The organism is Streptomyces sp. NPDC029152 (genome assembly GCF_055564355.1).
Genome location: NZ_JBVHWR010000006.1, coordinates 146,994 through 170,381 on the forward strand (window position 1 = coordinate 146,994; position 23,388 = coordinate 170,381).

General features: G+C 73.3%; 21 protein-coding genes and 6 tRNA genes. 9 read left to right on the forward strand and 18 right to left on the reverse strand.

The genetic code is table 11. The annotated features are described in order from the left end of the window. Positions 1 to 38: 38 nt before the first annotated feature. The 7 genes from ACZ4V6_RS14870 to ACZ4V6_RS14900 form a co-directional block, all read right to left on the reverse strand. The gene (locus tag ACZ4V6_RS14870; protein ID WP_467826782.1) at positions 39 to 2,777 is read right to left on the reverse strand and encodes an exo-rhamnogalacturonan lyase family protein; all 2,739 of its coding nucleotides are present in this window, start codon (positions 2,775 to 2,777) and stop codon (positions 39 to 41) included. Positions 2,778 to 2,969: 192 nt separating this feature from the next. Further along, positions 2,970 to 3,569 carry a hypothetical protein gene (locus ACZ4V6_RS14875; RefSeq protein WP_467826784.1) on the reverse strand — a complete coding sequence of 200 codons (600 nt, stop codon included), beginning with the start codon at positions 3,567 to 3,569 and terminating at the stop codon, positions 2,970 to 2,972. A 12-nt stretch (positions 3,570 to 3,581) separates the two neighbouring features. Further along, complete coding sequence (locus ACZ4V6_RS14880) at positions 3,582 to 4,472, reverse strand: carbohydrate ABC transporter permease (RefSeq protein ID WP_467826786.1); 891 nt, start codon at positions 4,470 to 4,472, stop codon at positions 3,582 to 3,584. Beyond that, positions 4,469 to 5,470 (reverse strand): carbohydrate ABC transporter permease, encoded by a 1,002-nt coding sequence (locus ACZ4V6_RS14885; RefSeq protein WP_467826789.1) that lies wholly within the window; start codon positions 5,468 to 5,470, stop codon positions 4,469 to 4,471. The genes ACZ4V6_RS14880 and ACZ4V6_RS14885 overlap by 4 nt, the downstream gene beginning before the upstream one ends. Further along, positions 5,470 to 6,759, reverse strand: a complete 1,290-nt coding sequence (locus ACZ4V6_RS14890; protein WP_467826792.1) for an ABC transporter substrate-binding protein — start codon at positions 6,757 to 6,759, stop codon at positions 5,470 to 5,472. Before ACZ4V6_RS14890 ends, ACZ4V6_RS14885 begins: the two co-directional genes overlap by 1 nt. Before the next feature lie 401 nt (positions 6,760 to 7,160). Next, positions 7,161 to 7,232 (reverse strand) — tRNA-Val (locus tag ACZ4V6_RS14895). A gap of 79 nt (positions 7,233 to 7,311) precedes the next feature. Beyond that, on the reverse strand, positions 7,312 to 7,764 hold the full coding sequence (locus ACZ4V6_RS14900; RefSeq protein WP_467826794.1) for a TIGR02611 family protein: 453 nt from the start codon (positions 7,762 to 7,764) through the stop codon (positions 7,312 to 7,314). A gap of 191 nt (positions 7,765 to 7,955) precedes the next feature. Between ACZ4V6_RS14900 and ACZ4V6_RS14905 the strand changes: the two genes are divergently transcribed. Both ACZ4V6_RS14905 and ACZ4V6_RS14910 read left to right on the forward strand, forming a co-directional pair. Next, complete coding sequence (locus ACZ4V6_RS14905) at positions 7,956 to 8,369, forward strand: SsgA family sporulation/cell division regulator (RefSeq protein ID WP_004002642.1); 414 nt, start codon at positions 7,956 to 7,958, stop codon at positions 8,367 to 8,369. Positions 8,370 to 8,685: 316 nt separating this feature from the next. Then, a complete protein-coding gene (locus tag ACZ4V6_RS14910; RefSeq protein ID WP_467826796.1) occupies positions 8,686 to 9,246 on the forward strand; it encodes a CGNR zinc finger domain-containing protein in 561 nt (186 codons plus the stop codon). A gap of 51 nt (positions 9,247 to 9,297) precedes the next feature. Here the strand turns inward: ACZ4V6_RS14910 and ACZ4V6_RS14915 are convergent, their stop codons facing one another. Next, complete coding sequence (locus ACZ4V6_RS14915; RefSeq protein WP_467826798.1) at positions 9,298 to 9,477, reverse strand: hypothetical protein; 180 nt, start codon at positions 9,475 to 9,477, stop codon at positions 9,298 to 9,300. 178 nt (positions 9,478 to 9,655) lie between these two features. Continuing rightward, on the reverse strand, positions 9,656 to 10,096 hold the full coding sequence (locus tag ACZ4V6_RS14920; protein WP_467826800.1) for a hypothetical protein: 441 nt from the start codon (positions 10,094 to 10,096) through the stop codon (positions 9,656 to 9,658). A 204-nt stretch (positions 10,097 to 10,300) separates the two neighbouring features. On the opposite strand from ACZ4V6_RS14920, the gene ACZ4V6_RS14925 reads away from it, so the two are divergent. After that, entirely contained in the window at positions 10,301 to 10,822 is a 522-nt protein-coding gene (locus tag ACZ4V6_RS14925; RefSeq protein WP_467826803.1) for a DsbA family protein, read from the forward strand. A 20-nt stretch (positions 10,823 to 10,842) separates the two neighbouring features. Here the strand turns inward: ACZ4V6_RS14925 and ACZ4V6_RS14930 are convergent, their stop codons facing one another. From ACZ4V6_RS14930 to ACZ4V6_RS14940, 3 genes are read right to left on the reverse strand one after another with little or no spacing between them, the layout of a single operon-like run. Next, the gene (locus ACZ4V6_RS14930) at positions 10,843 to 11,667 is read right to left on the reverse strand and encodes a GNAT family N-acetyltransferase (RefSeq protein WP_467826805.1); all 825 of its coding nucleotides are present in this window, start codon (positions 11,665 to 11,667) and stop codon (positions 10,843 to 10,845) included. 51 nt (positions 11,668 to 11,718) lie between these two features. Beyond that, positions 11,719 to 12,540, reverse strand: a complete 822-nt coding sequence (locus ACZ4V6_RS14935) for an aminotransferase class IV (protein WP_467826808.1) — start codon at positions 12,538 to 12,540, stop codon at positions 11,719 to 11,721. Next, entirely contained in the window at positions 12,537 to 13,589 is a 1,053-nt protein-coding gene (locus ACZ4V6_RS14940; RefSeq protein WP_467826810.1) for a chorismate-binding protein, read from the reverse strand. Before ACZ4V6_RS14940 ends, ACZ4V6_RS14935 begins: the two co-directional genes overlap by 4 nt. A gap of 178 nt (positions 13,590 to 13,767) precedes the next feature. Between ACZ4V6_RS14940 and ACZ4V6_RS14945 the strand changes: the two genes are divergently transcribed. From ACZ4V6_RS14945 to ACZ4V6_RS14965, 5 genes are all read left to right on the forward strand, one after another. Then, positions 13,768 to 13,840, forward strand: a tRNA-Gly gene (locus tag ACZ4V6_RS14945). Between the two features lie 38 nt (positions 13,841 to 13,878). Further along, positions 13,879 to 13,952, forward strand: a tRNA-Cys gene (locus ACZ4V6_RS14950). 1 nt (position 13,953) lies between these two features. Continuing rightward, positions 13,954 to 14,025: transfer RNA gene (locus ACZ4V6_RS14955), tRNA-Val, on the forward strand. A 19-nt stretch (positions 14,026 to 14,044) separates the two neighbouring features. After that, positions 14,045 to 14,116, forward strand: a tRNA-Val gene (locus ACZ4V6_RS14960). 14 nt (positions 14,117 to 14,130) lie between these two features. Then, positions 14,131 to 14,202 (forward strand) — tRNA-Val (locus ACZ4V6_RS14965). A 55-nt stretch (positions 14,203 to 14,257) separates the two neighbouring features. On the opposite strand, the gene ACZ4V6_RS14970 is transcribed toward ACZ4V6_RS14965, so the two are convergent. The 3 genes from ACZ4V6_RS14970 to ACZ4V6_RS14980 all read right to left on the reverse strand — a co-directional run bounded on the left by ACZ4V6_RS14970 (position 14,258) and on the right by ACZ4V6_RS14980 (position 16,098). Beyond that, entirely contained in the window at positions 14,258 to 14,542 is a 285-nt protein-coding gene (locus ACZ4V6_RS14970) for a TFIIB-type zinc ribbon-containing protein (RefSeq protein ID WP_467826813.1), read from the reverse strand. Between the two features lie 100 nt (positions 14,543 to 14,642). Continuing rightward, a complete protein-coding gene (locus ACZ4V6_RS14975) occupies positions 14,643 to 15,602 on the reverse strand; it encodes a phosphotransferase family protein (protein ID WP_467826815.1) in 960 nt (319 codons plus the stop codon). A gap of 313 nt (positions 15,603 to 15,915) precedes the next feature. Beyond that, entirely contained in the window at positions 15,916 to 16,098 is a 183-nt protein-coding gene (locus ACZ4V6_RS14980) for a hypothetical protein (protein WP_467826816.1), read from the reverse strand. Between the two features lie 513 nt (positions 16,099 to 16,611). Between ACZ4V6_RS14980 and ACZ4V6_RS14985 the strand changes: the two genes are divergently transcribed. Further along, positions 16,612 to 18,066 (forward strand): serine/threonine-protein kinase, encoded by a 1,455-nt coding sequence (locus ACZ4V6_RS14985; protein ID WP_467827375.1) that lies wholly within the window; start codon positions 16,612 to 16,614, stop codon positions 18,064 to 18,066. Between the two features lie 38 nt (positions 18,067 to 18,104). Here the strand turns inward: ACZ4V6_RS14985 and ACZ4V6_RS14990 are convergent, their stop codons facing one another. From ACZ4V6_RS14990 to cobT, 3 genes are all read right to left on the reverse strand, one after another. Beyond that, complete coding sequence (locus tag ACZ4V6_RS14990) at positions 18,105 to 18,947, reverse strand: TrmH family RNA methyltransferase (RefSeq protein ID WP_467826818.1); 843 nt, start codon at positions 18,945 to 18,947, stop codon at positions 18,105 to 18,107. Position 18,948: 1 nt separating this feature from the next. Next, on the reverse strand, positions 18,949 to 20,181 hold the full coding sequence (cobA, locus tag ACZ4V6_RS14995) for a uroporphyrinogen-III C-methyltransferase (RefSeq protein ID WP_467826820.1): 1,233 nt from the start codon (positions 20,179 to 20,181) through the stop codon (positions 18,949 to 18,951). Positions 20,182 to 20,362: 181 nt separating this feature from the next. Further along, positions 20,363 to 23,388 (reverse strand): nicotinate-nucleotide--dimethylbenzimidazole phosphoribosyltransferase (gene cobT / locus ACZ4V6_RS15000; protein ID WP_467826823.1); only part of this gene is annotated, 3,026 nt, incomplete at its 5' end.

Consider the following 23,388-nt stretch of genomic DNA (forward strand, 5'->3'; position numbering starts at 1 on the left):
CGTGGAGTGTGCCCGCGTCCGCCTCCGTCACATGCGGGCTACGGCATCCTGTCCCCCAGGAGTGCGAGGTTCTCGATGGCGGCGAGGCCGTAGAGCGCGGTGTCGTTGCTGGACACCCAGCTCGCCTCGCTGCCCGGCACCAGGGCGGCGGGGCCGCTCAGCTTCTCCGTCGTCCAGGGCGCCGACTCCCTGTAGCCGTCGGAGTTGTAGAACTTGTCCCAGGCGCGCTCGGCGAGCTTGTCGTCGCCCGTCTTCACGGCCGCGTAGGCGTCGAGGCGGGAGTGGCCCTGGAAGAGGATCAGGCTGCCGAAGTTGCTGCCGTAGCGGGCCGCCTGTTCGGTCTTGGAGGCGTTGAAGTAGCGGCAGTAGTCGTAGTACGCCTCGTTGAACTTCGGCATGTCGACCAGGTCGATCAGTTCGGCGCACAGTTCGTTGAGGCCGAAGACCGCCGAGAGGTGGGAGACGGAGACGGCGGGCTTCTCCGCGACGGCGAACTTCCCGGTGTCCAGGTCGTACAGGCCGCTGCCCTGCACGAATCCGTTGGGCTGGGCGGCGATGGTCTCCATGGTGGACAGGACCCGGGCCCTGGCCTTCTCCCACTTCGGGCCCTTGCGCTCCCACTCGGTCAGCCAGGCCGAGACCAGGCCGCTCCAGTCGGTGCCGAAGCCGATCGACAGGGCGTGCGGGTCGGGTGTGTAGTCCGGGTCGGGGCGGACCTTGCGCTGCGGGTCGAGGACGAGGAAGGTCTCGTCGGAGTCGACGTTGGCGTGCATGAGGTCGCCGACGCGTTCGTCGGCGGTGAGGAAGTAGTAGAAGCGCCGGTAGGTGGTGTTGGCGATGCGCTGCTGCTTGGCGCTGTCGGCGTAGTGCTGCACGCCGTGCCGGGTGCCGAGGCCGGCCCACTTGCCGAGGTGGTAGACGTCGACCTCGCCGGTGTGCCGGGTCATGGCCTCGGCGAAGCGGAAGATGTCGGCGCGGCCGGAGCGCAGGTAGGCGTACCAGAGCCACAGGTCCGGGGAGAGCTCGGAGTTGTCCCAGGCGTAGCCGCCGACGTCGTAGCGCCACTGGTGCCGGGCCGCGTCGTAGGTGTGCATGATGTCGCCGTAGTCCCAGAAGCCGTACCAGCGGCGCTGCTCCACCTGGTCCTTGTAGTAGGTGAAGAGGAAGTCGAGGTGGTCCTCGATCCTCGCCTTGGCGGGCGTGGAGCGGTCGGGCTCGGAGTAGAGGCCGGGGCCGAAGACGCCGGCCCTGATGAGTTGCTCGGGCGGTGCGGCGAGCTGCGGGAGGACCCGGACGGCCTGGACCTGTTCGGCGAGCTTCTCGGCGCTCGGGGTGGAGGCGTTGGCCCAGAACAGCAGTTCCGAGGTGCGGGCGATGCCGTAGGGGGTGCCGAAGCCGGGCTCGTAGTCCTCGTAGGTGATGTTGAGGCCCTCGAGCTGTTCGGCGAAGGTGTCCTGGCCCATGCCGTCGTGGTAGAAGCGCAGGTCCATGGGCTGGGCCTCGGGCGACCAGAGCCAGAGGGTGACCTCGGCCTCGTCGGTCTGCGCGTCGCGGATGTCGAGCTGGGCGGGGTACTTCTCCCAGAAGTCGCGCAGGCCGAAGGAGAGTCCGCCGCTCGCGCCGCCGACGTAGCCGAACCCGGAGGCGCGCCGGCCGCCGCCGGCGCCGATCCAGCCGTGGCCCTTCTTGGTGCGCTTGCGCAGGGTGAAGCCGTCGGCGGAGAGCTGGGAGAGGGTGTAGTCGCCCCACTCGGGGACGTACTGCAGGCGGGTGGTGACCCGCTGGTCCCACGTGGAGGGGTCGGGCAGCTTCTCGCCGGCGAACTGCGCCGCCTGCACGGCGGCCCCCGGGTCGCGGCGCAGTCCGGTGATGCCCTTGACCGCCTCGCGCAGCAGGCCGGTGCCCTCGCCGCCGATGCGGACGTGGCGGTCGTAGGACGCGTCGCGCATCGGCACGGTGAAGCGGACGCCGAGGCCGCGGACGAAGTCGCCGCTCGCCTTGCCGGGTTCCTGGGTCCCGTCGAACGTGATGGTGTGCACCATGCGGAAGGAGTCGGCGCCCGCGTAGAAGTACAGGCGGATGGAGAAGGGGAGCCAGCCGCGGTTGCCCTTGCGGTGCCTGCCGTCGATACGGACGACCGCGCGGACCGGGCCCTCCTGCTCGACCTTCACCTCGTCGACGGCGCCGTCGAAGCGCTCGTACCTGACCGTGCCCTGGTCGCCGTCCTCGATCTCGGGCTGGCGCAGCAGGACGAGGCGGCCGTTCTTCGCGATCTCGGTGGAGCCTCTGGTGACCGACTTGATCAGCGCCCGTCCCGACGTGCCGATCCTCGCGGTGATGACACCGGTCGCTATGTCGATGGTGCCGCCGCGCCGGGTGACGGTGACCTTCCCGGCGGGCGCGGCGGGGGCGCCGGCGGACAGGGTGAGCTTGCCGTTGCCCGAGCCGACGGCGTGCGCGGTCCACTTCAGGGAGCCGTCGGGCCAGTAGGCGAGGGGCCAGGACTGCACGGGTACGGCCTTGCCGTCCGCGTCGGTGACGGCGAAGGACTGGTCCGCCCGGTGGGTGCCCTTGGGCCAGGGGACGCCGACGGTGGTGCCGGGGGCGGCGCCGAGACCGCCGCCCTCCAGCCAGTTCAGGGCGACGGGGCCGTCGTCGGCCGTCGGGGCGGCCGGCGCGGCCTGGGCGTCGTTCGCGCCCAGGGCCCAGCTGAACTGGGCGGCGGCGCCGGCGACGGCGGCCGCCTTGAGGAGGGACCTGCGGGGAATGGGGGACATGGCCTTTCCTTTCCGTTCCGTGCGTGCGCAAGGGGATGTCAAGGGCATGACAGACAAAGGCGCGGCGCCGGACGCCGGCCTCGGGTACAGGGGGACACCGCCGGTCGGCGGCCGGGCCCTCCGCTCGCCGGTGGCCGGACCCCCGTCGGCGGGCGGGGCCGCTCGCCGGCAGCCGCGGTACGGCACCGCCCGTCAGCGGTGCCAGTAGCGCTGCTCCACGGCGACGGCCGCCGCCGCGACGGCGCCCAGCGCGGCGACCGCGAGCGGCGCGCTGAACCAGGCGGAACAGACCACCAGGGCCAACCCGCCGACGATCAGGAAGGAGCCGGCGGGGTCGAGCACGGTGCGTCGGCCGGCCCCGGCGAGCAGGGACCGCCAGGAGGCGCCGGGCCGCCAGGCCGCCGCGGCCCGCAGCCCGGCCACGACCGCGCCGATCAGGGCGAGCACCCCGACGGCGCCCACGAACGGACCGCCCGGCAGGCCGTGGCGTACGGCCTGCACGTCCACCCACACCGCGGCGAGGGCGGCCCACCCGGCGAGCCCGACCAGCCAGCCCCGGCGCAGCGCGGCCCGGAAGTCGGCCGTGAACTCGCGCAGGCCGCCCCGCTCGTGGGCGAGCCGGCGGCCGAGGTGCCGCGCGCCGGCCGCGAACGCGGCGGGGCAGGTGACCAGCGGCAGCGAGGCCACCGCGATCCACACCCCGGTCAGCAGGCACTCGGCGAACAGCGCGAACCGCTCGGCGAGCCGTGACTCCCCGCGTTCCGCACGGGCCCTGGCGTGCAGCTCGGTCATGGTCGGATCACCTCAGCCCTTCAGACCGGACGTCGCCATGCCGTCGATCAGGTAGCGCTGGAAGGCCAGGAAGAAGGCGAGGACGGGCAGCAGGGCGACGAGCGACATGGCGATCATGCCGCCGTAGTTGGCCAGCCCCTCCTGGTCCACGAACATCTTCAGGCCGAGGGAGACGGTGTACTTGCCGGGCTCGTTGAGGTAGATCAGCGGGCCCATGAAGTCGTTCCAGGAGTTGATGAAGGTGAAGATCGCGCTGGTGATCAGCGCCGGGCGGCACAGCGGGAGCACGATCGACCAGTAGATGCGCAGGTGCCCGCAGCCGTCGAGGCGGGCCGCCTCGTCCAGTTCCCTGGGCAGGTTGCGCATGAACTGCACCATCAGGAAGACGAAGAACGCCTCCGTGGCGAGGTACTTGCCCAGCAGCAGCGGGGTGTACGTGTTGATCATGCCCATGTTGCGGAACACCACGTACTGCGGGATGAGCAGCACGTGGTACGGCAGCAGCAAGGTGCCGATCATCAGCGTGAAGAGCAGATTGCGGCCCGCGAACCTGATCTTCGCGAAGGCGTACGCCGTGAGGGAGCAGGACACCAGGATCCCGACCACCGAGCCGACCGCGAGGAAGAGGGAGTTGAAGAAGAACGTGGAGACCGGGATGTCCGCGATGCCGTCGGCGAGGCTCGTGTAGTTGGAGACGACCGGGTCGCCCGGGAGGAGGTCCAGGCTGCCGACGATGTCCTCGCTCTTCTTGAACGAGCCGCCGATCAACCAGATCACCGGGTAGAGGATCACCGCGAGGATCGCCAGCGACCCGATGTGCCAGGCGAGCGAGCCCGGCAGCCTGCGCCGCAGCACCCCCCTCGTGGACGGGGCCGGCGTGACGTCGGTGGCCTGCGCGCTCATCGGCCGCCCTCCTCGTAGTGCACCCAGCGCTTCTGGGACCAGAACAGCACCGCCGTCACCAGGGCGACCGCGACGAGCAGCATCCACGCCATGGCGGAGGCCAGGCCCATGCGGCTGTTCTCGAAGCCCTGGACGTACAGGTAGCAGGTGTAGACCATCGAGCCGTCGGCCGGACCGCAGGCGTTGCCTCCGGCGCCGCCGCCGACGATGTAGGCCGAGCTGAAGATCTGGAACGAGTGGATCGTCTCCAGCAGGACGTTGAAGAAGAGGACCGGGGAGATCATCGGCAGGGTGATGTTCCAGAACTGCCGCAGCCGGCTCGCCCCGTCGACGTTCGCGGCCTCGTACAGCTCGCGCGGCACCTGCTTGAGGCCGGCCAGGAAGATGACCATGGGGGCGCCGAACTGCCAGACGGTGAGCGCCACCAGGCTGTAGATGATCAGGTCCGGGTCACCGGTCCAGCCGCCGGCGCCGATCCCGAAGAACTGCTGCGTACGGTCGACGGCCGCGTCGTCCGAGAAGATCGCCTTCCACACGATGGCGATGGACACGCTCGCGCCGATCAGCGACGGTGCGTAGAAGGCGGCCCGGTAGAAGGCCTGCCCGCGCCGCTTCTGCGCCAGCAGCAGCGCGACGCCGAGCGCGGCGACCAGCTTGATCGGCGTGCCGATGACGACGTACCAGAGCGTGACCTGCACCGAGTGGCGCCAGCGGGGATCGCCGAACATCTCGGAGAAGTTGTCGAGGCCGATCCACCGGGGCGAGTCGAACAGGTCGTAGTCGGTGAACGCGAAGTAGAGGGAGGCGACCATCGGTCCCGCCGTCAGCAGCAGGAAACCGGCGATCCAGGGGGACATGAAGAGGTAGCCGGCCAGGTTGTCCCGGCGCCGCCGCCGCTTCAGGGCGGCGGGGCGCGCGGTCCTCACCGGACCGTGCCGCGGCTCGGAGTCCCGGGTCAGGTCCTCCGTCGCAGGGGCGTGTGTCACGGCGCTTCCCATCAGCCGGCGAGAGCCGTCTTCGACTCGTTGAAGAACTGCCCGACCGCGTCGTCCACGGACCGCTTGCCCAGCGCCATCTCCTCGGCGATGCGCAGGAACGCGGCCTCGCAGATGTCGGCTCCGGCGGGGTGCGGGGTGATGGGCTCCAGCACGCCCGCCTTCACGAGGGACTCCTCGTAGGCCGCGATCGCCTTGTCGACCGGGTCGGTCGGCCGGTAGGCGTCGTACTGCGCCTGCGTCGCGGGGACACCGCGGTCGTAGCCCATGATCTTGGCGACCTCGGGGTCGTGCACCATGAAGTCGATGAACCGGGCGACCTCCTTGGGGTGCTGGGTGCGCCTGGAGGCGCTGAGCATCAGGGAGCCGAGGTACTGGCCGGTCTTCTTGCCGTCCGTGGTGGGAATGGACGCGAGGCCGTACTCGCTCTTGCCCTCGGAGGTGTAGCGGACGGTGAAGTTGTCCCAGGTGAATTCACTGCCGGCCAGTTCGGCGGAGAGCGCCGACTTGGGCTTGACCTGGACGACCTTCTTGGCGTCGGCGAACAGCCCGGACTTCACGCCCTTCTCCGCCCTGGTCCACCACTGGGTCAGGTCCGCCTCGGTGAAGCCGAGTCCGTCCTCGGTGAAGAAAGCCTTGCCGTTCTGGCGCAGGTACAGGTCGTAGAGGTACATGACGCCGTACATGCCGCTGTCCCCGGCCCGGCCGGTCCTGTCGCGGATCTTCGTCATGGCCTCGTCGAAGTCGTCCCAGGTCCAGCCCTGTGCGGGCTTGACGCCGGCCCGGGTGTAGACGGGCTTGTCGATGACCAGGGCCATCGAGTTCGAACCGACGGGCACGCCGAGGAGCTTGCCGTCGATCTCGCCGAACTTCTCCAGGCCCGCCCGGAATCCGTCCATGGAGAGGTTGCCCGCCTCGACCTGCTCGCTCAGGTCGAGCAGCACATTCTTGGCGTCGTATTTGCGGAGAAATCCGATGGCATTCTGGAAGACGTCCGGTGGATTCCCGCCGGAGGCCTGGGTGTTGAACTTCTTCCAGAAGTCTCCGTACGGCTGGAAATCGGTCTTGACCTTGATCTTCGGATACTTCTTCTCGAAGAGCGCGATGGTCTTGTTGATGCGCTCGGCCCGGTCCTCGGCACCCCACCAGGAGTAACGGATCGTCACCGTTCCGTCTCCCGCGCCGGTGCCGCCGCCGCACGCGGTGGCCGTCGCCCCCAGCCCCGCGACGGCCAGCGAGGCCCCCGCCGCCTTGAGGATCGTCCGCCTCTCCACATTCCCGCCCTGCTGCATACGAGCCTCCCCGCGCTGTCGCGTCGCCTCATGAATCGTTTCAAGTAAGCGCTTGCTGGCACAAGGTACGGAGGGCCTGCGGGCACGTCAATGATTCGGACAGGAATTGATGGGCCGCGGAAGGGGCGGCAGCGGCGGCAGCCGCGGCCCCCTGGGCCGGCACGGAGGGGAAACCGCTGGTCGACGCGGCGTGACCGGTCGGCCGAACACCGACGGCCCCCGGCGGAGTCCCGCCGTCGAAGGTCACGGTTGGATGAAGGCGGACCGGAGCGGGACGACGGCCCGCCCCTCGGCGCGGCCGGGCCGGCCGCCCGGGCGCGCGGGACGCCCGCCCGGGCGGGCACGCGCACGACGAAGCGGCCCGGCTCACGATCGGTGAGCCGGGCCGCCTGATGATCCGGTGGGCGATACTGGGTTCGAACCAGTGACCTCTTCGGTGTGAACGAAGCGCTCTCCCACTGAGCTAATCGCCCGGACGCAGGAAGAACATTACCCCATGTCAGGGGGTGCCGGTGACCAGCGGGGGCGGGAGGGCCGCGCCCCCGCCGCGGATCACTGGTCCTTGATCTTCCAGGGCATCTGCAGACCGAACTTCCACAGGTAGATCCCGGCCAGCACGCCGATGATCACCACGCCGACCGAGGTCAGGATGATGTTCCGGCGCCGCACCCTGGGGTCCAGCGCACGCTGCGCCGCCTCGGTGACCTTGCGCTTGGTCCAGCGCAGCACCAGCTGGGCCCACACGAACTCGGTCGCCCAGATCGCCATGCCGCCGAAGATCACGACCCAGCCGGGCCCGGGCAGCGGCAGCATGATGATGCCGGCCACGACCACCGCGAGACCCACGACGAAGACCCCGACCTGCCAGCTGACGTGCAGGACGCGGCGCGCTTTGACGAATTCCGGTGCCCTCGACCCGAGCGCGCGCTGCTCCGGGGCGCCGTCCGTCCCCGTCCGGTCCTGCGCCACGGCAGCCTCGCCGGGCTTGTTACTCCCCGTGTTCATACGGCTGAACACTACCGGAGCGAAACCTGTCACCGGAATGGGCGCACGCCGCGAACGATCTTTCGGCCGGATGAGTTACATAAACGCACGCAAAACACTCAGAGGGGTTTACAACGGCACCGTAGGTGGCATGTCGATTTCGCCGACGTGCGAATCCCCGAGCGCACACTGAGCGAAAGGCCCTGGCGCTTATGAACACCACGGTCAGCTGCGAGCTGCACCTGCGCCTCGTTGTGTCGAGCGAGTCCTCCCTGCCTGTCCCCGCAGGCCTGCGGTACGACACGGCCGACCCCTACGCCGTGCACGCCACCTTCCACACCGGAGCCGAGGAAACCGTCGAGTGGGTGTTCGCCCGCGACCTCCTCGCCGAAGGTCTCCACCGCCCCACCGGCACGGGCGACGTCCGCGTCTGGCCGTCGCGCAGCCACGGCCAGGGCGTCGTGTGCATCGCCCTGAGCTCCCCGGAGGGCGAGGCGCTGCTCGAGGCCCCGGCACGGGCCCTGGAGTCCTTCCTGAAGCGCACAGACGCCGCCGTGCCCCCCGGCACGGAACACCGGCACTTCGATCTCGACCAGGAGCTCTCCCACATCCTGGCGGAAAGCTAGGGGCGAGGCCCCGTGAAGCCGCCCGGCGCCGTCGACTCGGGGTGACGGCACGGGCCCGGACAACCGCATACGGCACCGCACCGGCGTCGTCGCCGCGGACCTCCGCGGGGCGACGCCGGTGCGCGTGCGGGCCGGGGCCGGCGGGGGGCCGTGGGCGGGAGGACCGTGGGCGGGAACCGAGGCCGCCTCGCCGCCGTTGTACCGGCGACCGCGGACCGGAGCCGTGGGCGGAGCCGGTCCGGCCGGCGCGGAAGCCACTACGATCGGCCAGCATCGGCGGGCGCCCGCGCCCGATCCCCAGGCCAGGGAGCAGAACGTGCTGATCACCCACGACACCCGGTGCGCGCTCGACACCGTGGTGGATCTGGTGAACACCGTGCCGGAGGACGACTCGGCGCCGGACGGGCTGCCGGACGTCGCGGCGCTCGAGGATTTCGTGGGAACGCACGAGATCAGCGACGTCGGCGTCCTCTCGGAGCTGGATCTCACGGCGGTGCGCAAGATCCGTGGTCGCTTCGCGGCCGTCTTCGCCGCCCCGGAGCCCCGTGCCGCCGCCGGGCTGATCAACGAACTGGTCGCCGCCGCCGGGACCACCCCGCGGCTCACCGACCACGACGGCTACGACTGGCACATCCACTACTTCGCGCCCGGCGCCTCGGTCGCCGACCACCTGGCCGCCGACTGCGGCATGGCCCTGGCGTTCTTCGTGGTCGCCGGGGAACAGGAGCGGCTGCGCCGGTGCGAGGCGCCCGACTGCCGGCGCGCCTTCGTCGATCTCTCCCGCAACCGCTCGCGGCGGTACTGCGACAGCCGTACGTGCGGGAACCGGCTGCACGTGGCCGCGTACCGGGCGCGGCGCAAGGAGGCCACGGGCTGAACAGAGGCCGACACGGCCCCGGCGGGTGACGCCGGGGACCGCGGGTACGGCTCACAGCAACAGCAGGTCGTGCAGCGCAGCCATGAGGATCAGACACCCGATCACCGCAAGGAAGATCATCAGCGGTGGCTGGGAAAGGGCGAAGAGGCAGCCGCGCGGTTCGTCCTGCGGTGGCGCGGTGTGGCTCTGTCTCGTGTCCAGCTGTGTGTCCAGCTGAGTCGGGTCCGGCATCTCGCGGTGATGATGACGCAGCGCGCCCGCCCGGTGCGATCAACACGCCCGCGAGGACCAGGTGTTCGTTGTATTCCGCAATGTCCGGTTCAGGTTGTGATCATTCCGGAGCGTCCGCTGACGGACCCGGACCGCTGTGTCGTTTCAGGGCGGCGACGCGTCCCCGCACCGTGCTTCCTCAGATGCCGTGCTTCTTCAGGATGGCCTCGATGTCGCTGAAGTCCTCGTCACCGCGGGGCGCGCTCGTGGGCCGGGGCGCCGCGGGGGCGCCGGAGCCGCCCAGGGAGGGCTTGGAGGCCGACGGGGCCACCGCCTCGCGCCGTGCGGCCGCCCGGGCCTCCTTGCGTTCCTTGCGGGTGCCGCCGCGGCGGCGCTCCACGGCGCGCGTGGTCACGAACAGCACCCAGGCGACGCCCAGCACGGCGAAACCGGCCCAGGCCGTCGGGCTGAAGGCCGTGTCGGCGAGCCACTCCACGATGCCCGTCATCACCAGGCCGACCGGAATCAGCGCGTACGCGGCGATGCGGGCGGCCGTGAGGAATCGCCTGCGGTACGCGGTGACCGCCGCGATGCCCAGGCCGGCCGCGGACACCGCGGAGCAGACGGTCTCGGCAATCATCCGGTCCTCCAGGCTGGCGCTCGGTCGGGCATGTGCACTTCCTCCCTTCCATCCTGCACCGCCCGGGCCCGGACGGGCCACGTTCCGGCCCGACATCAGGGAGATCTGGGGGGCCGGCTCCTCCCCAGGTGCCGTTCCGGCGTGCTCCGGCGGCGCCCCGGGTCCGGTTGGGGCGCCCTTACGAGGGCTGGGAGACTGGGGGGCATGAGCGACTCCTCCCCCGTCCCCGCCGTTCCCGTTCTCGACGTCTGGTGCGAGCTGCAGTGCCCGGACTGCCACACCGCCCTGGACGACGTCCGCGCCCTGCGCGCCCGCTACGGCGACCGTCTCGAGGTGCGGCTGCGGCACTTCCCGCTGGAGAAGCACAAGCACGCCTTCGCCGCCGCGCAGGCCGCCGAGGAGGCCATGGAACAGGGCGGGGGCTGGCCGTACGTGGAGGCCGTGCTGGACCGGGTCGCGGAGCTGGACCGCAGGGGCGAGCCCCTCCTGGTCGAGGTGGCCCGGGATCTGGGACTGGACGCGGAGGAGTTCGACACCGCCCTCGTCGACGGCCGGCACATCCTGATCGTCGACGCCGACCAGGCCGAGGGCAAGGCGATCGGCGTGAGCGGCACCCCCACGTACGTGATCGACGGCGAGCGCCTCGACGGCGGCAGGAGCCAGGAGGGGCTGCGGGAACGCATCGAGGAGATCGTGGACCGCCTCCTGGCCGGCCGGGAGGCCTGAGCCGCCGCCCGTCACCGTCGTCAGAGCAGCGGCTTGGAGTAGCTGTAGCGCGTGGTCTCGTAACCGAGCGACGCGTAGAGCCGCTCGGCCGGGGTGTTGCCCACGAAGACGTTCAGGCCGACGAGGCGCCGGCCGGCGGCGAGCGCCTGGGTCTCCGCCAGCAGCATCAGCGTGCGGCCGTGTCCCTGCCCGCGATGGGCCGCGTCGGTCTCGACGTCGAAGACATAGGCCTGGTCCTCGCGCAGCGCCAGCCACAGGACGCCGACCCGGTCGCCCTCGTGCTCGAGCACGCTGAACAGCATGTTCTCGGTTTCCTGGCCCTGCGGCAGCAGGGTCCGGTGGTCGTTGCGGGCCTTGGCGCGGGCCTCGGCCTCCGGAACGCCCCGCTCCATCCAGGTGCGGGCGTACTGCTCCGACTGGTAGGTCCGCCAGGCGTCGAACTCGGCGGGCGACATGGGGCGCGGACTGCTGCCCGCGGGCAGGGCGGGCGGGGCGGCGCCGAGGGATTTCACCATGCCGCGGGTGCGCAGGACGTAGCCGAGTGTCCCGGCCAGGCGCGGGCCGGCCTCGTCGCCGCCGGTGACGCTCACCTGGATCTGCCGGCAGCCCCAGCTCCGCGCCACCTCCTCCGCGGCGAGCGCGGCGACCGTGCCCCTCCCGCGCCGGCGGTCGGGTTCGTCGATGCGCAACTCGTGGATCACGGCCACCGAGTCGCCGAAGGCCGGGGAGGTGCCGAGGTGTATCGCGCCGACGGGACGGCTGTTCACGCACACCTGGTAGCGGCGTGAACGGCTCCCGTCGGCCGCGCGCTGGAGCGGCTCGGTCGGCCGCAGGGTCGTGGTCATCAGGGGAGTTCTACCCCTCCCACGGCCCCCGGAGCAGTCGAATATCCCGCCTCACGGGTCGAGGTCGTCCCCGGACCGCTCCTCGAAGATCCGCATGGCCTTGGCCGTCACCGGACCCGGCGCGCCCGGCAGTTCGCGGTCGTCGATCCGGTGCACGGCCTGCACGTCCCTCAGGGTGGAGGTCAGGAAGACCTCGTCGGCGCGCTCCAGGACGTCCAGCGGGAGATCGGTCTCGCGGGCGCCGGTCCACTCGACGGCCAGGGCACGGGTGATCCCGGCGAGGCAGCCGGAGGCGACCGGCGGGGTGTGGATCTCGCCGTCGAGGACGACGAAGACGTTGGACCCGGTGCCCTCGCACAGCTGTCCCACCGTGTTGCCGAACAGGGCCTCGCTGGCGCCTCGTTCGCGGGCGCGGGCGAGGGCGACGACGTTCTCGGCGTAGGAGGTGGTCTTCAGGCCGGTGAGCGCGCCGCGCTCGTTGCGGGTCCAGGGCACGGTGATCACGGCCGTGGAGTCGGGGCGGCGGCCGGTCTCGCCGAGGGCGACCACGAGGGTCGTGCCGTGCTCGCCGCGGTCGGAGCCCAGCGGGCCGTGGCCGCCGGTGTAGGTGATGCGCAGCCGGCCCAGCGGCATCGGGTTGGCCTCGAGGACGGCGGCGCAGGCGCGGCGCACCTCGTCGAGGTCCGGGTCGGGCAGGCCCAGGCCGCGGGCCGAGCGGGCCAGCCGGTCGAGGTGCCGGGTCAGCGCGAACGGCCTGCCGTCCACCGCCTTGACCGTCTCGAAGATGCCGTCGCCCACGGTCAGCCCGTGGTCGAACACGGAGACACGGGCGGACTCGATGTCCTGCAGTCCGCCGTCGAGCCAGATCTTCACGTCTGTTGCGCCTCTCCACTTCCGTCGGCCTCGTACGCACCCGACGCTACCGCGAGGAGCCGGGACGCCTTCAGTTCGGTCTCCCGCCACTCCCCCTCGGGGTCGGACCCCCAGGTGATGCCGGCGCCGGTGCCGAAGCGCAGCAGCCCCGCGCCCCGGTCGATCCAGAAGGTGCGGATGCCGACGGCCAGCTCGCCGGTGCCCCGGTCGGCGTCGACCCAGCCGATGCCGCCGCAGTAGGGGCCCCGGGGCGCGGTCTCCAGCTCCCGGATGATCCGCAGGGCGCTCGGCTTGGGTGCGCCGGTGACCGAGCCGGGCGGGAAGGCGGCGCCGAGCAGCTCCGGCCAGCCGGCGCCGGCGCGCAGCTCGCCGCGCACCGCGGACACGAGGTGGACCAGCCCCGGGTGCTTCTCCACGGCGCACAGGTCGGGCACCGTCACGCTGCCCGTGGCGCAGACCCGCCCGATGTCGTTGCGGACCAGGTCCACGATCATCACGTTCTCGGCGTAGTCCTTCTCCAGCAGGTCGGCCTCGGTCCGTCCGGTGCCCTTGATCGGCCCGGACTCGACGGTCCGGCCGTCCCGGCTCAGGAACAGCTCGGGCGAGGCGGTGGCGATCTCGACCCCGTGCCCGGGCAGCCGGACCGTTCCCGCGTACGGCGCGGGGTTGCCGCGGGCCAGCACCGCGGTGAGGGCGTCCACGTCGGCGCCGGGGGCGACGGGCGCCGACAGGATCCGGCAGAGGTTGGCCTGGTAGACCTCGCCGGCGGCTATGTACGCGCGGATGCGGCGCACGGCGGCGGTGTACGCGTCGCGGTCGAGGGAGGACGTCCAGTCGCCGACGGCCGGCCCCCGCCACCGGCCCGGCACCGGCGCGGGGACGGCGCACGTCCGTACGTCGGCGAAGCGCGCGCAGGTCAGACGGCCCTCGAAGTCCGCGCACACGGCCCAGAAGCCATGGGAGTCGAGGGCGGCGGGATCACTCGTGACGTCCAGCAGACCGGTGGCGAGACGGTCGCCGAACCGGGCGAGGGGAGGGAGGTCGTGCACGTGGCCGAGTCTAGGCGGCGTGTCGTCGAGATGACCCGAACGTGTCCTTCCGGGGGCCCTGACCAGGTCCGTGCACCGGGGCACCGCAGCACGCTGCGCAAACGCGTTTTTGTGCTGGCCCCGGAATCCGCTAGAGTTCAACACGTCGCCGGGACGCGCAAGCGGACCGAACCGACAGGCGGACGTAGCTCAGTTGGTAGAGCGCAACCTTGCCAAGGTTGAGGTCGCGAGTTCGAGCCTCGTCGTCCGCTCGCAGGAACAGGGGTCCTCCCGGGTCCCCTGCACTCCTGGTGGAGTGGCCGAGAGGCGAGGCAACGGCCTGCAAAGCCGTCTACACGGGTTCAAATCCCGTCTCCACCTCCAAGGACGATTAGCTCAGCGGGAGAGCGCTTCCCTGACACGGAAGAGGTCACTGGTTCAATCCCAGTATCGTCCACCGGACCTTCGGGTCCCCCGCGCGATTAGCTCAGCGGGAGAGCGCTTCCCTGACACGGAAGAGGTCACTGGTTCAATCCCAGTATCGCGCACGCAGTATCTCCCAGGACGATTAGCTCAGCGGGAGAGCGCTTCCCTGACACGGAAGAGGTCACTGGTTCAATCCCAGTATCGTCCACACCGCCGAAGCCCCCGGCCGTCTCGTACGGCCGGGGGCTTCTTCGTGTCCGCGCTCAGCTGGAGAAGAGCATGCGGCCGAAGCTCTTGTGGCGGTGGTGGCCGTAGTGGCCGTGGCCGGCCTGCGGGGCGCCCCAGGCGGGAGCCTGGGCGGCCGGGTAGGCCTGCGGGGCGGCGGGCGGGGCCGGCGGCGCGGGCTGGGACCACTGCGCCTCCAGGCGGGTCAGCGCCTCCAGCTCCCCGTAGTCGAGGAAGATCCCGCGGCAGCCGCTGCACTGCTCGATCTGAACGCCGTTGCGGTTGTAGGTGTGCATCGGTGCGTGGCACTTGGGGCACTGCATGCTCGGCTCAACTCCTCGCCGGTCGGTCCTGCTTCGCGTATCGCCAGGACAGACTCTGTCCGGCGGCGGTCGGTTGCACCCTACGTCGGGAAACCCCGGTTCAACTCGGCGGGGAGGGAGGCGGGGCCGGGACGACGGGGGTGACGGCGCCCATCCGTGCGCAGGCGTCGACCAGGGAGCGTTCCACCTCGTCCAGGGGACGGCCGGCCGCGACGGCCTTGGTGACGGCGCGGGCGGCGGTCTGCGCGGTGAGGGCACGCGCCGGCACGTCCAGCGCGGGCCAGGGGTCGCCGTCCGGCGGGACGGCCGGGCCGCCGGCCGCGCGGTAGGCGGTCAGGAAGCGGTCCCAGGCGTCGGGCGGGAGCAGTCCGCAGGCGTACCAGGCCGCCGGCCGGGCCAGGTCCCAGGCGGGCACGCCCACGCCCAGGTCGTCGACGTCGATCAGCAGCCAGGGGCCGTCGGGGGCGGGGTGGCGTACGAGCTGGCCGAGGTGGAGGTCGCCGTGGCAGAGGGTGGTGGTGTCCGGCATGGCCGTCTCGCCTCGCGCCCAGGCGGGGAGGGCGGCCCAGGCCCGCAGCACGGGGGCGGTGGCGGGGTGGTGCGGGGCGGTGGTGCGCAGCAGGGTGACGGCGCGGGCCGCCTTGCCGGGGCCGCGCATGACGGGCGGCCCCGGGACGGGGGACGGGGCCCGGTGGAGACGGGCGAGGAGGGTGGCGGCGGCCTCCCAGGGCGCCGCGTCCGGGGCGTCGGGGTCGACGGGGGTGCCGTAGGGCCAGTGGGTGACGAGGCGTCCCTGCAGGTGGAGGGGGGCGGGGTGGAGCGGGGGGAGGAGGATGCCGGGAAAGCGGGCGGCGACGGTGACCCGGAGCGCCAGCTCGGCCGGGTCGGCGTCCGCGGCGTGGGCCTTGGCGACGGTGCCGGCGTGGCGGACGACGGTGGCGTCGGGACGGTCGGCGAGGGTGGCCGCGCCGCAGGGACAGGGGACGGCCGGGGAGGCGTGGGCGTGGGCGGCGGCTCTGGCGTGGGCGGCCAGGGCGGGGAGGAGTGCGTCCGGGGTCACGGGGTGAGGGTACGGGGGCCGCGTCGCACGGATGCCCGGTGCGGGTGCGGCCCGGCGCCGCCGGGGCGCCTCCACCGGAAGGGGGTGCTCCCAGCGCCCACCCGTGCCGCTCCTGGGGGGCCTCCCAGGCCGTTCAGGCACGGAGGGAGGTACGACCCGCCCGCGGCCACGGTGGTCCGGGCGCGGGAAGAGCAATGCCGGCGCAGCTCCCCAGCTGCGCCGGCATTTTGCCGTCCGCCGCACCCCCGTCCCCACGGGGTTTCATGGGTGGATGTCCCCGCCCGGACCGCTCTTCCGGGCCTGGGGTCGCCTCTCAGCGCCCCAGCATCACACCCACGGACGACGCCTGTGTGGCCACTGTCTCCCACCCGTCGAAGACCAGGAGGAGCAGGACCGCCAGGGGCAGGGCCATGAGGGTCGCCACCACCGGGTGACGACGTCCCTGACGGCGGTGCTCCCGCGTGCGGACCAGCGTCCGCGGTGCCGTCTGGGCCATGGTCCCTCTCCTGACCGTTCCGATGTCTTTTGGCAGCGGCGGGCGTCCGACCTCGGGGGACGAGTGCTGCACCCGCCGCTTGACCTCAAATCTAGGCGCCCGGGGAGCACCGGGCGTCATGCCCTCGTACCGATTGCCGGGCCTCCCGGAGGATGAGCCACGGCCCGCGGTGTACTCCCCTGGGTGGAGATCCGGTCCTCCCTCTCGGGGTCTTCCCGGAGGGGACGCCCGCCGGCCGGTGACTTCGATCACGTGCGCGACGACCGGGTCGCGTCCGCGGCCCCGCCCGGGGGCGCCGCCCCGCTCGATCGTCCTCCTCCGGACCAATGCCCCCTCCCTTCCGGGTGGTTGGATCACCGGCCGGGTGGGGCGCGCATGCCCCCGGGGGCCTGACCCGTCTTCAACTCTCCCGCTCCGTACCGACAATCCCTCGGGAGGAGAGGGCGCGGCCTCTGCGCGCGGGCGGCCGTGGAAACGTAAGCTGTGGCACGTCACAGGGACCGGGCAGCGGGGATGAACATGGCGATGATGCGCCTGAGGCGCGAGGACCCGCGCGTCGTCGGCTCGTTCAAGCTTCACAGGCGGCTGGGCGCGGGCGGTATGGGCGTGGTCTACCTGGGCTCCGACAAGAAGGGGCAACGGGTCGCGCTGAAGGTCATCCGGCCGGACCTCGCGGAGGACCAGGAGTTCCGGTCCCGGTTCGCGCGCGAGGTGTCGGCGGCCCGGCGGATCCGCGGCGGGTGCACCGCGCGGCTGGTCGCCGCGGACCTGGACGCGGACCGGCCCTGGTTCGCGACGCAGTACGTCCCCGGGCCCTCCCTGCACGACAAGGTCGTCGACGAGGGCCCGCTCGGTGCGGCGGACGTCGCCGCCGTCGGGGCCGCCCTGTCCGAGGGCCTGGTCGCCGTGCACGAGGCGGGGGTCGTGCACCGGGACCTGAAGCCGTCCAACATCCTGCTGTCCCCGAAGGGACCGAGGATCATCGACTTCGGCATCGCCTGGGCGACGGGCGCCTCGACCCTCACGCACGTCGGCACGGCGGTCGGCTCGCCCGGGTTCCTCGCGCCGGAGCAGGTGCGCGGGGCGGCCGTCACGCCGGCCACGGACGTGTTCTCGCTGGGTGCCACGCTGGCCTACGCCTCGATGGGCGACTCGCCCTTCGGGCACGGCAGCTCCGAGGTGATGCTGTACCGCGTGGTGCACGAGGAGGCCCAGCTGCACGGGGTGCCGGACGCGCTCGCGCCGCTGGTCCGGGCGTGTCTGGCGAAGGATCCCGAGGAGCGGCCCAGCACCCTCCAGCTGTCCCTGCGGCTCAAAGAGATCGCCGCCCGGGAGGCGCACGGGATCGCGGACGTACGGCCGCCCGCGCCGCGTTCCGGGGAGGCGGACCGGCCCACGGGGCAGCTCGCCGACACCTATCCGGACCGTGAGCGTGTCCAGCGGCGCCCGCAGGGGCAGCCGGGCGGTCAGGGCTCCCCCACGCCCCGGGGCGCGCCGGGTTCCCGGGGCGGTACACCCGCGCGGGGCACCACCCCGGCACGCGGAAGGGGCCCCGCCTCGCGCGGGGGCGTGCCCTCGCGCGGGGGCTCGTCCTCGCGGGGCGACAGCGCGTCCCGCGGCGGCCGCGCGGGATCCCGGGCTGGGGCACGGCCCACGCCCGCCTCCCGCGACACCGGGCGGAACGGCACCCGGTCCGGCGGCACCCGGCCCGGGGCGCGCGGTGGGCCCGGCCGTCCGGGGCCGAGGAGCACGGGGACCCGGCTGCGTCCCGCCAATCCGCGGCTGCTGCGACAGCGGCTGACCGTGTTCGTGGTGGTGACCCTGCTGGTCGCCCTGGGCATCGCCGCCGCACAGGGGTGCCAGGGGCCGTCCCGGGGGCTGGGCGACGACCGGGGCGGGGTGCGGGTCCAGCAGGAGCGGGCCGACGTGCGTGACGGCGCACCGGAACCGGGGGCGTCCGGGCTCTGACCTGCCGGTCCGGGGCCTCGCCGCCCGCGGCGGTGGGGTCAGGCGGCTCCCGGCCGGGTGGCGTAGAAGGCGACCGCCGAGGCGGCTGCCACGTTGAGGGAGTCCACGCCGGCGTCCATCGGGATGCGCACGTGCTCGTCGGCCGCGGCGAGCGCCCCGGGGGTGAGGCCGGTGCCCTCCGTGCCGAAGAGCAGGGCGAGCTTCGCGTGGTCCTTCGCGGCGAGTTCGTCGAGGGTGACGGCTCGGTCGCTCAGGCAGAACGCGGCGACCGTGAACCCCGCGGAGCGCAGCGTGCCGATGTCCGCGGGCCAGGACTCCAGGCGGGTCCACGGCACCTGGAAGACCGCGCCCATCGACACCTTCACGGCCCGCCGGTAGAGCGGGTCCGCGCAGCGCGGGGTCAGGAGGACCGCGTCGACGCCGAGGGCGGCGGCGTTGCGGAAGGCGGCGCCGACATTGGCGTGGTCGACGATGTCCTCGAAGACGGCGACGCGGCGGACCGCGTCTCCCCCTCGTCCGCGGGCCGGCGCGGCGCGCAGCAGTTCGGACACCGCGGGCAGCGGTTCGCGCCGCATGGAGGCGAGGGCGCCGCGGTGCACGTGGTAGCCGGTGACCTGTTCGGCGAGTCCGGGGTCCACCAGGTACACCGGGGCGGGAGTGGCCTCGATGACGTCGCGCATGACGTCGGCCCACTTGGCCGACAGCAGCATCGACCGCATCGTGTAACCCGCCTGCGCGGCCCGCCGGATGACCTTCTCGCCCTCGGCGATGAACAGGCCCTCGGCGGGTTCGCGCCGACGGCGCAGCTGGACGTCGGTCAGGTCGGTGTAGTCGTGCAGGCGGGGGTCGCCGGGGTCGTGGAGGGTGATGGGTTCGGCCATGTCACGCGGTCCCCTGCGGTCCCTGGCGGACGACGTCGCCGACGACGATGACGGCGGGGGGCCTGACCTCCTGGGCGACGACGGTCTCGGCGACCGTGGCGAGGGTGGCGTCGACGCGGCGCTGGGCTGCGGTCGTGCCCTCCTGGACCAGGGCGACCGGGGTGTTGGGGGACCTGCCGTGCGCGACGAGGGTCTCGGCGATCCGGCCGATCTTGTCGACGCCCATGAGGATCACGAGCGTGCCGGTCAGCTTCGCCAGCGACGGCCAGTCGACCAGGGAGCGCGCGTCGTCGGGGGCGACATGGCCGCTGACCACGGTGAACTCGTGGGCGACACCCCGGTGGGTGACGGGGATGCCGGCCGCGCCGGGGACGGAGATGGAGCTGGAGATGCCGGGGACGACCGTGCACGGGATGCCCGCCTCGGCCAGTGCCTGGGCCTCCTCCATGCCCCGCCCGAAGACGAACGGGTCGCCGCCCTTGAGCCGTACGACCGACTTGCCCTGCTTGGCGTGCTCGATGAGGGCGTTGTTGATGGCCTCCTGCGCCATGAAGCGGCCGTACGGGATCTTCGCCGCGTCGATCACCTCGACGTGCGGCGGCAGCTCGGCGAGCAGGTCGCGGGGGCCGAGCCGGTCGGCGATGACGACGTCGGCCTCGGCGAGCAGGCGGCGGCCGCGGACGGTGATCAGGTCCGGGTCGCCGGGGCCGCCGCCGACCAGGGCGACGCCGGGGGTGCGGGCGCGGTGGTGCGGGGCGACGAGGGTGCCGTCGCGCAGTCCCTCCACGACCGCGTCGCGGATGGCGGCGGTGTGGCGGGGATCGCGGCCGCGGGCGTCGGTGGTGAGCACGGCGACCGTCACGCCCTCGCTGGTGCCGGTGGCCGGGGTCCAGGCGGTGGCCGCGTCGGCGTCGTCGGAGCGGACGCACCACACGCGGTGCCGTTCGGCCTCGGCGGAGGCGGCGGTGTTGGCGGCGGTGTCGCTGGTGGCGATCAGGGCGTACCAGGCGTCCGCCAGGTCCCCTTCGGCGTACGGGCGCCTCTCCCAGGTGATCTCGCCCGCGTCCGCCATGGCCTCGACCGAGGGGGTCGCCTCGGGGGAGACGAGGCGGACGTCGGCGCCCGCGGCGACGAGGGCCGGCAGGCGGCGCTGGGCCACCTGTCCACCGCCTAGGACGACCACACGGCGGCCGGTGAGGCGGAGGCCTACGGGGTAGGCGGGGTGTTCGGCCATGAGGGGACGGCTCCTCTTGCGGCGGTGGCGCTGACGTGCGGATTTTATGGCGGGGCGGCCCGGGGGGCCCAGACGGTCCGGTGGCTGGACCGCGTTGCCGGGTGCGGGCGGTGGGCACGACCGCGGCAGGTCGGCAGGGGGCCCGGCACCGTGGTCCCGGGCCCCCTGCGGCGTGCGACCGCTACTTCTCGGTGACGCCCGCCGAGTCGAACGTCGCCACCTCGTGCATCGCCCGCGCGGTGCTCTGCACCATCGGCAGGGCGAGCAGCGCGCCGGTGCCCTCACCGAGGCGGAGGTCGAGGTCGACCAGCGGGCGCAGGCCCAGCTTGTTGAGCGCGGCGACGTGGCCGGGCTCGGCGCTGCGGTGACCGGCGATGCAGGCCGCGAGGACCTCGGGGGCGATCGCGCGGGCGACGAGCGCGGCGGCACCGGCGCTGACGCCGTCCAGGATCACCGGCGTACGCAGGGAGGCGCCGCCGAGCAGCAGGCCGACCATGGCCGCGTGCTCGAAGCCGCCGACCGCCGCGAGCACGCCGACGGGGTCGGCCGGGTCCGGCTGGTGGAGTTCCAGCGCACGGCGCACGACCTCCGTCTTGCGGGCCAGCGTCTCGTCGTTGATGCCGGTGCCGCGGCCGGTGACCTCGGCGGGATCGGCGCCCGTGAAGACGGAGATCAGGGCGGCGGACGCGGTGGTGTTCGCGATGCCCATCTCGCCGGTGAGCAGCGCCTTGTTGCCGGCCGCCACCAGGTCGCGGGCGGTCTCGATGCCGACCTCGATGGCCTGCAGGGCCTCCTCGCGGGTCATCGCGGGACCGGTGGTCATGTCGGAGGTGCCCGCGCGGACCTTGCGCGGCAGCAGGCCGGGGGTGGCGGGCAGGTCGGCGGCGACACCGACGTCCACGACGCAGACCTCGGCGCCGACCTGGGTGGCGAAGGCGTTGCAGACCGCTCCCCCGCCCAGGAAGTTGGCCACCATCTGGGCGGTGACCTCCTGCGGCCACGGCGTGACGCCCTGGGCGTGCACGCCGTGGTCGCCGGCGAAGACGGCGACGGCCGCGGGTTCCGGGATCGGCGGCGGGCACTGGCGGGACAGCCCGGACAGCTGCGCGGAGATGATCTCCAGCATGCCGAGCGCGCCGGCCGGCTTGGTCATGCGCTTCTGCCGCTCCCATGCCTCGCCGAGCGCCTTGGCGTCCAGCGGGCGGATCTGCGCGACGGTCTCCGCGAGCAGGTCGTGCGGGGCCTCGCCGGGCAGGGCGCGGCGGCCGTACGTCTCCTCGTGGACGACCCACGACAGCGGGCGGCGCTTGGACCAGCCGGCCTGCATCAGCTCGGGCTCGTCCGGGAACTCGTCGACGTACCCGACGCACAGGTAGGCGACGACCTCGAGGTGCTCGGGCAGGCCCAGGGCGCGGACCATCTCGCGCTCGTCGAAGAAACTGACCCAGCCGACGCCGAGGCCCTCGGCGCGGGCGGCGAGCCAGAGGTTCTCGACGGCGAGCGCGGAGGAGTACGGCGCCATCTGCGGCTGGGTGTGCCGGCCCAGGGTGTGTCGGCCGCCGCGGGTGGGGTCGGCGGTGACGACGATGTTGACCGGGGTGTCGAGGATGGCCTCGATCTTCAGTTCCTTGAACTGCTTGGCCCGGCCCTTGGGGAGGGACTTCGCGTACGCGTCGCGCTGACGCATCGCCAGTTCGTGCATCGCGCGCCGCGTGTCGGCGGAGCGGATGACGACGAAGTCCCAGGGCTGCGAGTGGCCGACGGAGGGCGCGGTGTGGGCCGCCTCCAGGACACGGAGCAGCACCTCGTGCGGGATGGGGTCGCCGCGGAAGCCGTTGCGGATGTCCCGGCGTTCCCGCATGACCTTCAGGACGGCCTCGCGCTCGGCGTCGTCGTAGGCGGGTGCCGCCGGGCCGGAGGGCTGTCGTACGTCTGCCTCTGCGGCCGTGCTCACGTGCGGGTCTTCCTGGTCTTCCTGTCCGGCGTCCCGGGTGTCCAGGTCGTCGGCGTTCTGTACGAGTCCGGCGTCGGCCTCGCGCGGCGCGGGGACGTCGGTGACCGCGTCCTGGGCCGGCGCGTCCTGGGCCTCCGCGGGGAGGACGAGCGCCTCGGGCGGGGTCGGGGCCGGGTGCGGGGTGGTGGGCACCTGGCCGCCGTCGACCGGCACGAACCGGCCCACCGGCTGCTCCGGGTGGGCGGCCGGGGGCTGCGCCGGGTCTCCGGGCTGCTCCGCGGGCACGGTCACGGCGTGCGCCGTGGGCGTCTTCGGTGCCGCGTCGGTGTCCGGCAGGGACTGGGGGCCCTGGACGGGGTGGGGGGCGTCCGGGTGGGGCTGCGGGGCCTGGTCCTGCACGACGGCCGCCTCCCCGGCCGCGGCGGGAGCGGCCGTCGGGTCCGCCGGCGCCTCCGGGGACGGTGCGGGCGCGTCGGCCTCGGGCCCCGGCACGGCGGGCGCCTGGACGTCCTGGGGCGCGGGCGCGTCGGCCGGCTGGGGCTCCTGCGCCACGAGGACCGGGGCCGGCTCGACCGGGACGACGGGCTCGGGAGCCGGGGTCGGCTCGGGAGCCGGGGTCGGCTCGGGAGCCGGGGTCGGCTCGGCCGCCACCGCGGGCTCGACGGCCGGAACCGGCTCCGCGGCCGGGACCGGCTGGGACGCGGGGTCCTCCGCCGGCTCGGCGATCGCCTCGGCCTCTTCCGCCACGGGCGGCTCGGAGACTTCCGGGGCGGGCCCGGGCTCGGGCACCTCGGCCACCGGCGCGGGCCCGGACGCCTCGGGGGTCCGTGCGGGCTCGGACGCGGGTGCCTGGGGGGCCGGTGCGCCCTCGCCCGGCGTCAGTGTCCCGGGAGCGGGCTCCGACGCGCCGGGCTGCCCGACGGCGGCCTCCGGAACGGACGGGACGGCGGCGGCCCGGCCGGCCTCCGGCCCCGGCACGGTCACCGCCTCGGGGACCTCGGCGACCGGCACGGACCCGGGAGCGACCCCCTCGGGGGCCGGTGCGTCAGCCGGTCCCGGCACGGCGTCGGGTTCCTGCGCGGACTCGGGCGCCTCGGTGACCGGCGTGGGCTCGGACGGGGCCGCCTGGGGGGCCGGTGCGCCCTCACCCGGCGCCAGTGTCCCGGGAGCGGGCTCCGACGCGCCGGGCTGCCCGACGGCGGCCTCCGGAACGGACGGGACGGCGGCGGCCCGGCCGGCCTCCGGCCCCGGCA

Coding starts and splice junctions, on each gene's coding strand:
- ACZ4V6_RS14925 (WP_467826803.1), top strand. CDS start 10,301: ATGAGCGACTCCTCCCCCGTCCCCGCCGTTCCCGTTCTCGACGTCTGG.
- ACZ4V6_RS14915 (WP_467826798.1), bottom strand. CDS start 9,477: ATGCCGGACCCGACTCAGCTGGACACACAGCTGGACACGAGACAGAGC.
- ACZ4V6_RS14985 (WP_467827375.1), top strand. CDS start 16,612: ATGAACATGGCGATGATGCGCCTGAGGCGCGAGGACCCGCGCGTCGTC.
- ACZ4V6_RS14885 (WP_467826789.1), bottom strand. CDS start 5,470: ATGGGAAGCGCCGTGACACACGCCCCTGCGACGGAGGACCTGACCCGG.
- ACZ4V6_RS14920 (WP_467826800.1), bottom strand. CDS start 10,096: ATGATTGCCGAGACCGTCTGCTCCGCGGTGTCCGCGGCCGGCCTGGGC.
- ACZ4V6_RS14980 (WP_467826816.1), bottom strand. CDS start 16,098: ATGGCCCAGACGGCACCGCGGACGCTGGTCCGCACGCGGGAGCACCGC.
- ACZ4V6_RS14890 (WP_467826792.1), bottom strand. CDS start 6,759: ATGCAGCAGGGCGGGAATGTGGAGAGGCGGACGATCCTCAAGGCGGCG.
- cobA (WP_467826820.1), bottom strand. CDS start 20,181: ATGGCCGAACACCCCGCCTACCCCGTAGGCCTCCGCCTCACCGGCCGC.
- ACZ4V6_RS14990 (WP_467826818.1), bottom strand. CDS start 18,947: ATGGCCGAACCCATCACCCTCCACGACCCCGGCGACCCCCGCCTGCAC.
- ACZ4V6_RS14930 (WP_467826805.1), bottom strand. CDS start 11,667: ATGACCACGACCCTGCGGCCGACCGAGCCGCTCCAGCGCGCGGCCGAC.
- ACZ4V6_RS14970 (WP_467826813.1), bottom strand. CDS start 14,542: ATGCAGTGCCCCAAGTGCCACGCACCGATGCACACCTACAACCGCAAC.
- ACZ4V6_RS14870 (WP_467826782.1), bottom strand. CDS start 2,777: ATGTCCCCCATTCCCCGCAGGTCCCTCCTCAAGGCGGCCGCCGTCGCC.
- ACZ4V6_RS14880 (WP_467826786.1), bottom strand. CDS start 4,472: ATGAGCGCGCAGGCCACCGACGTCACGCCGGCCCCGTCCACGAGGGGG.
- ACZ4V6_RS14900 (WP_467826794.1), bottom strand. CDS start 7,764: ATGAACACGGGGAGTAACAAGCCCGGCGAGGCTGCCGTGGCGCAGGAC.
- ACZ4V6_RS14905 (WP_004002642.1), top strand. CDS start 7,956: ATGAACACCACGGTCAGCTGCGAGCTGCACCTGCGCCTCGTTGTGTCG.
- ACZ4V6_RS14875 (WP_467826784.1), bottom strand. CDS start 3,569: ATGACCGAGCTGCACGCCAGGGCCCGTGCGGAACGCGGGGAGTCACGG.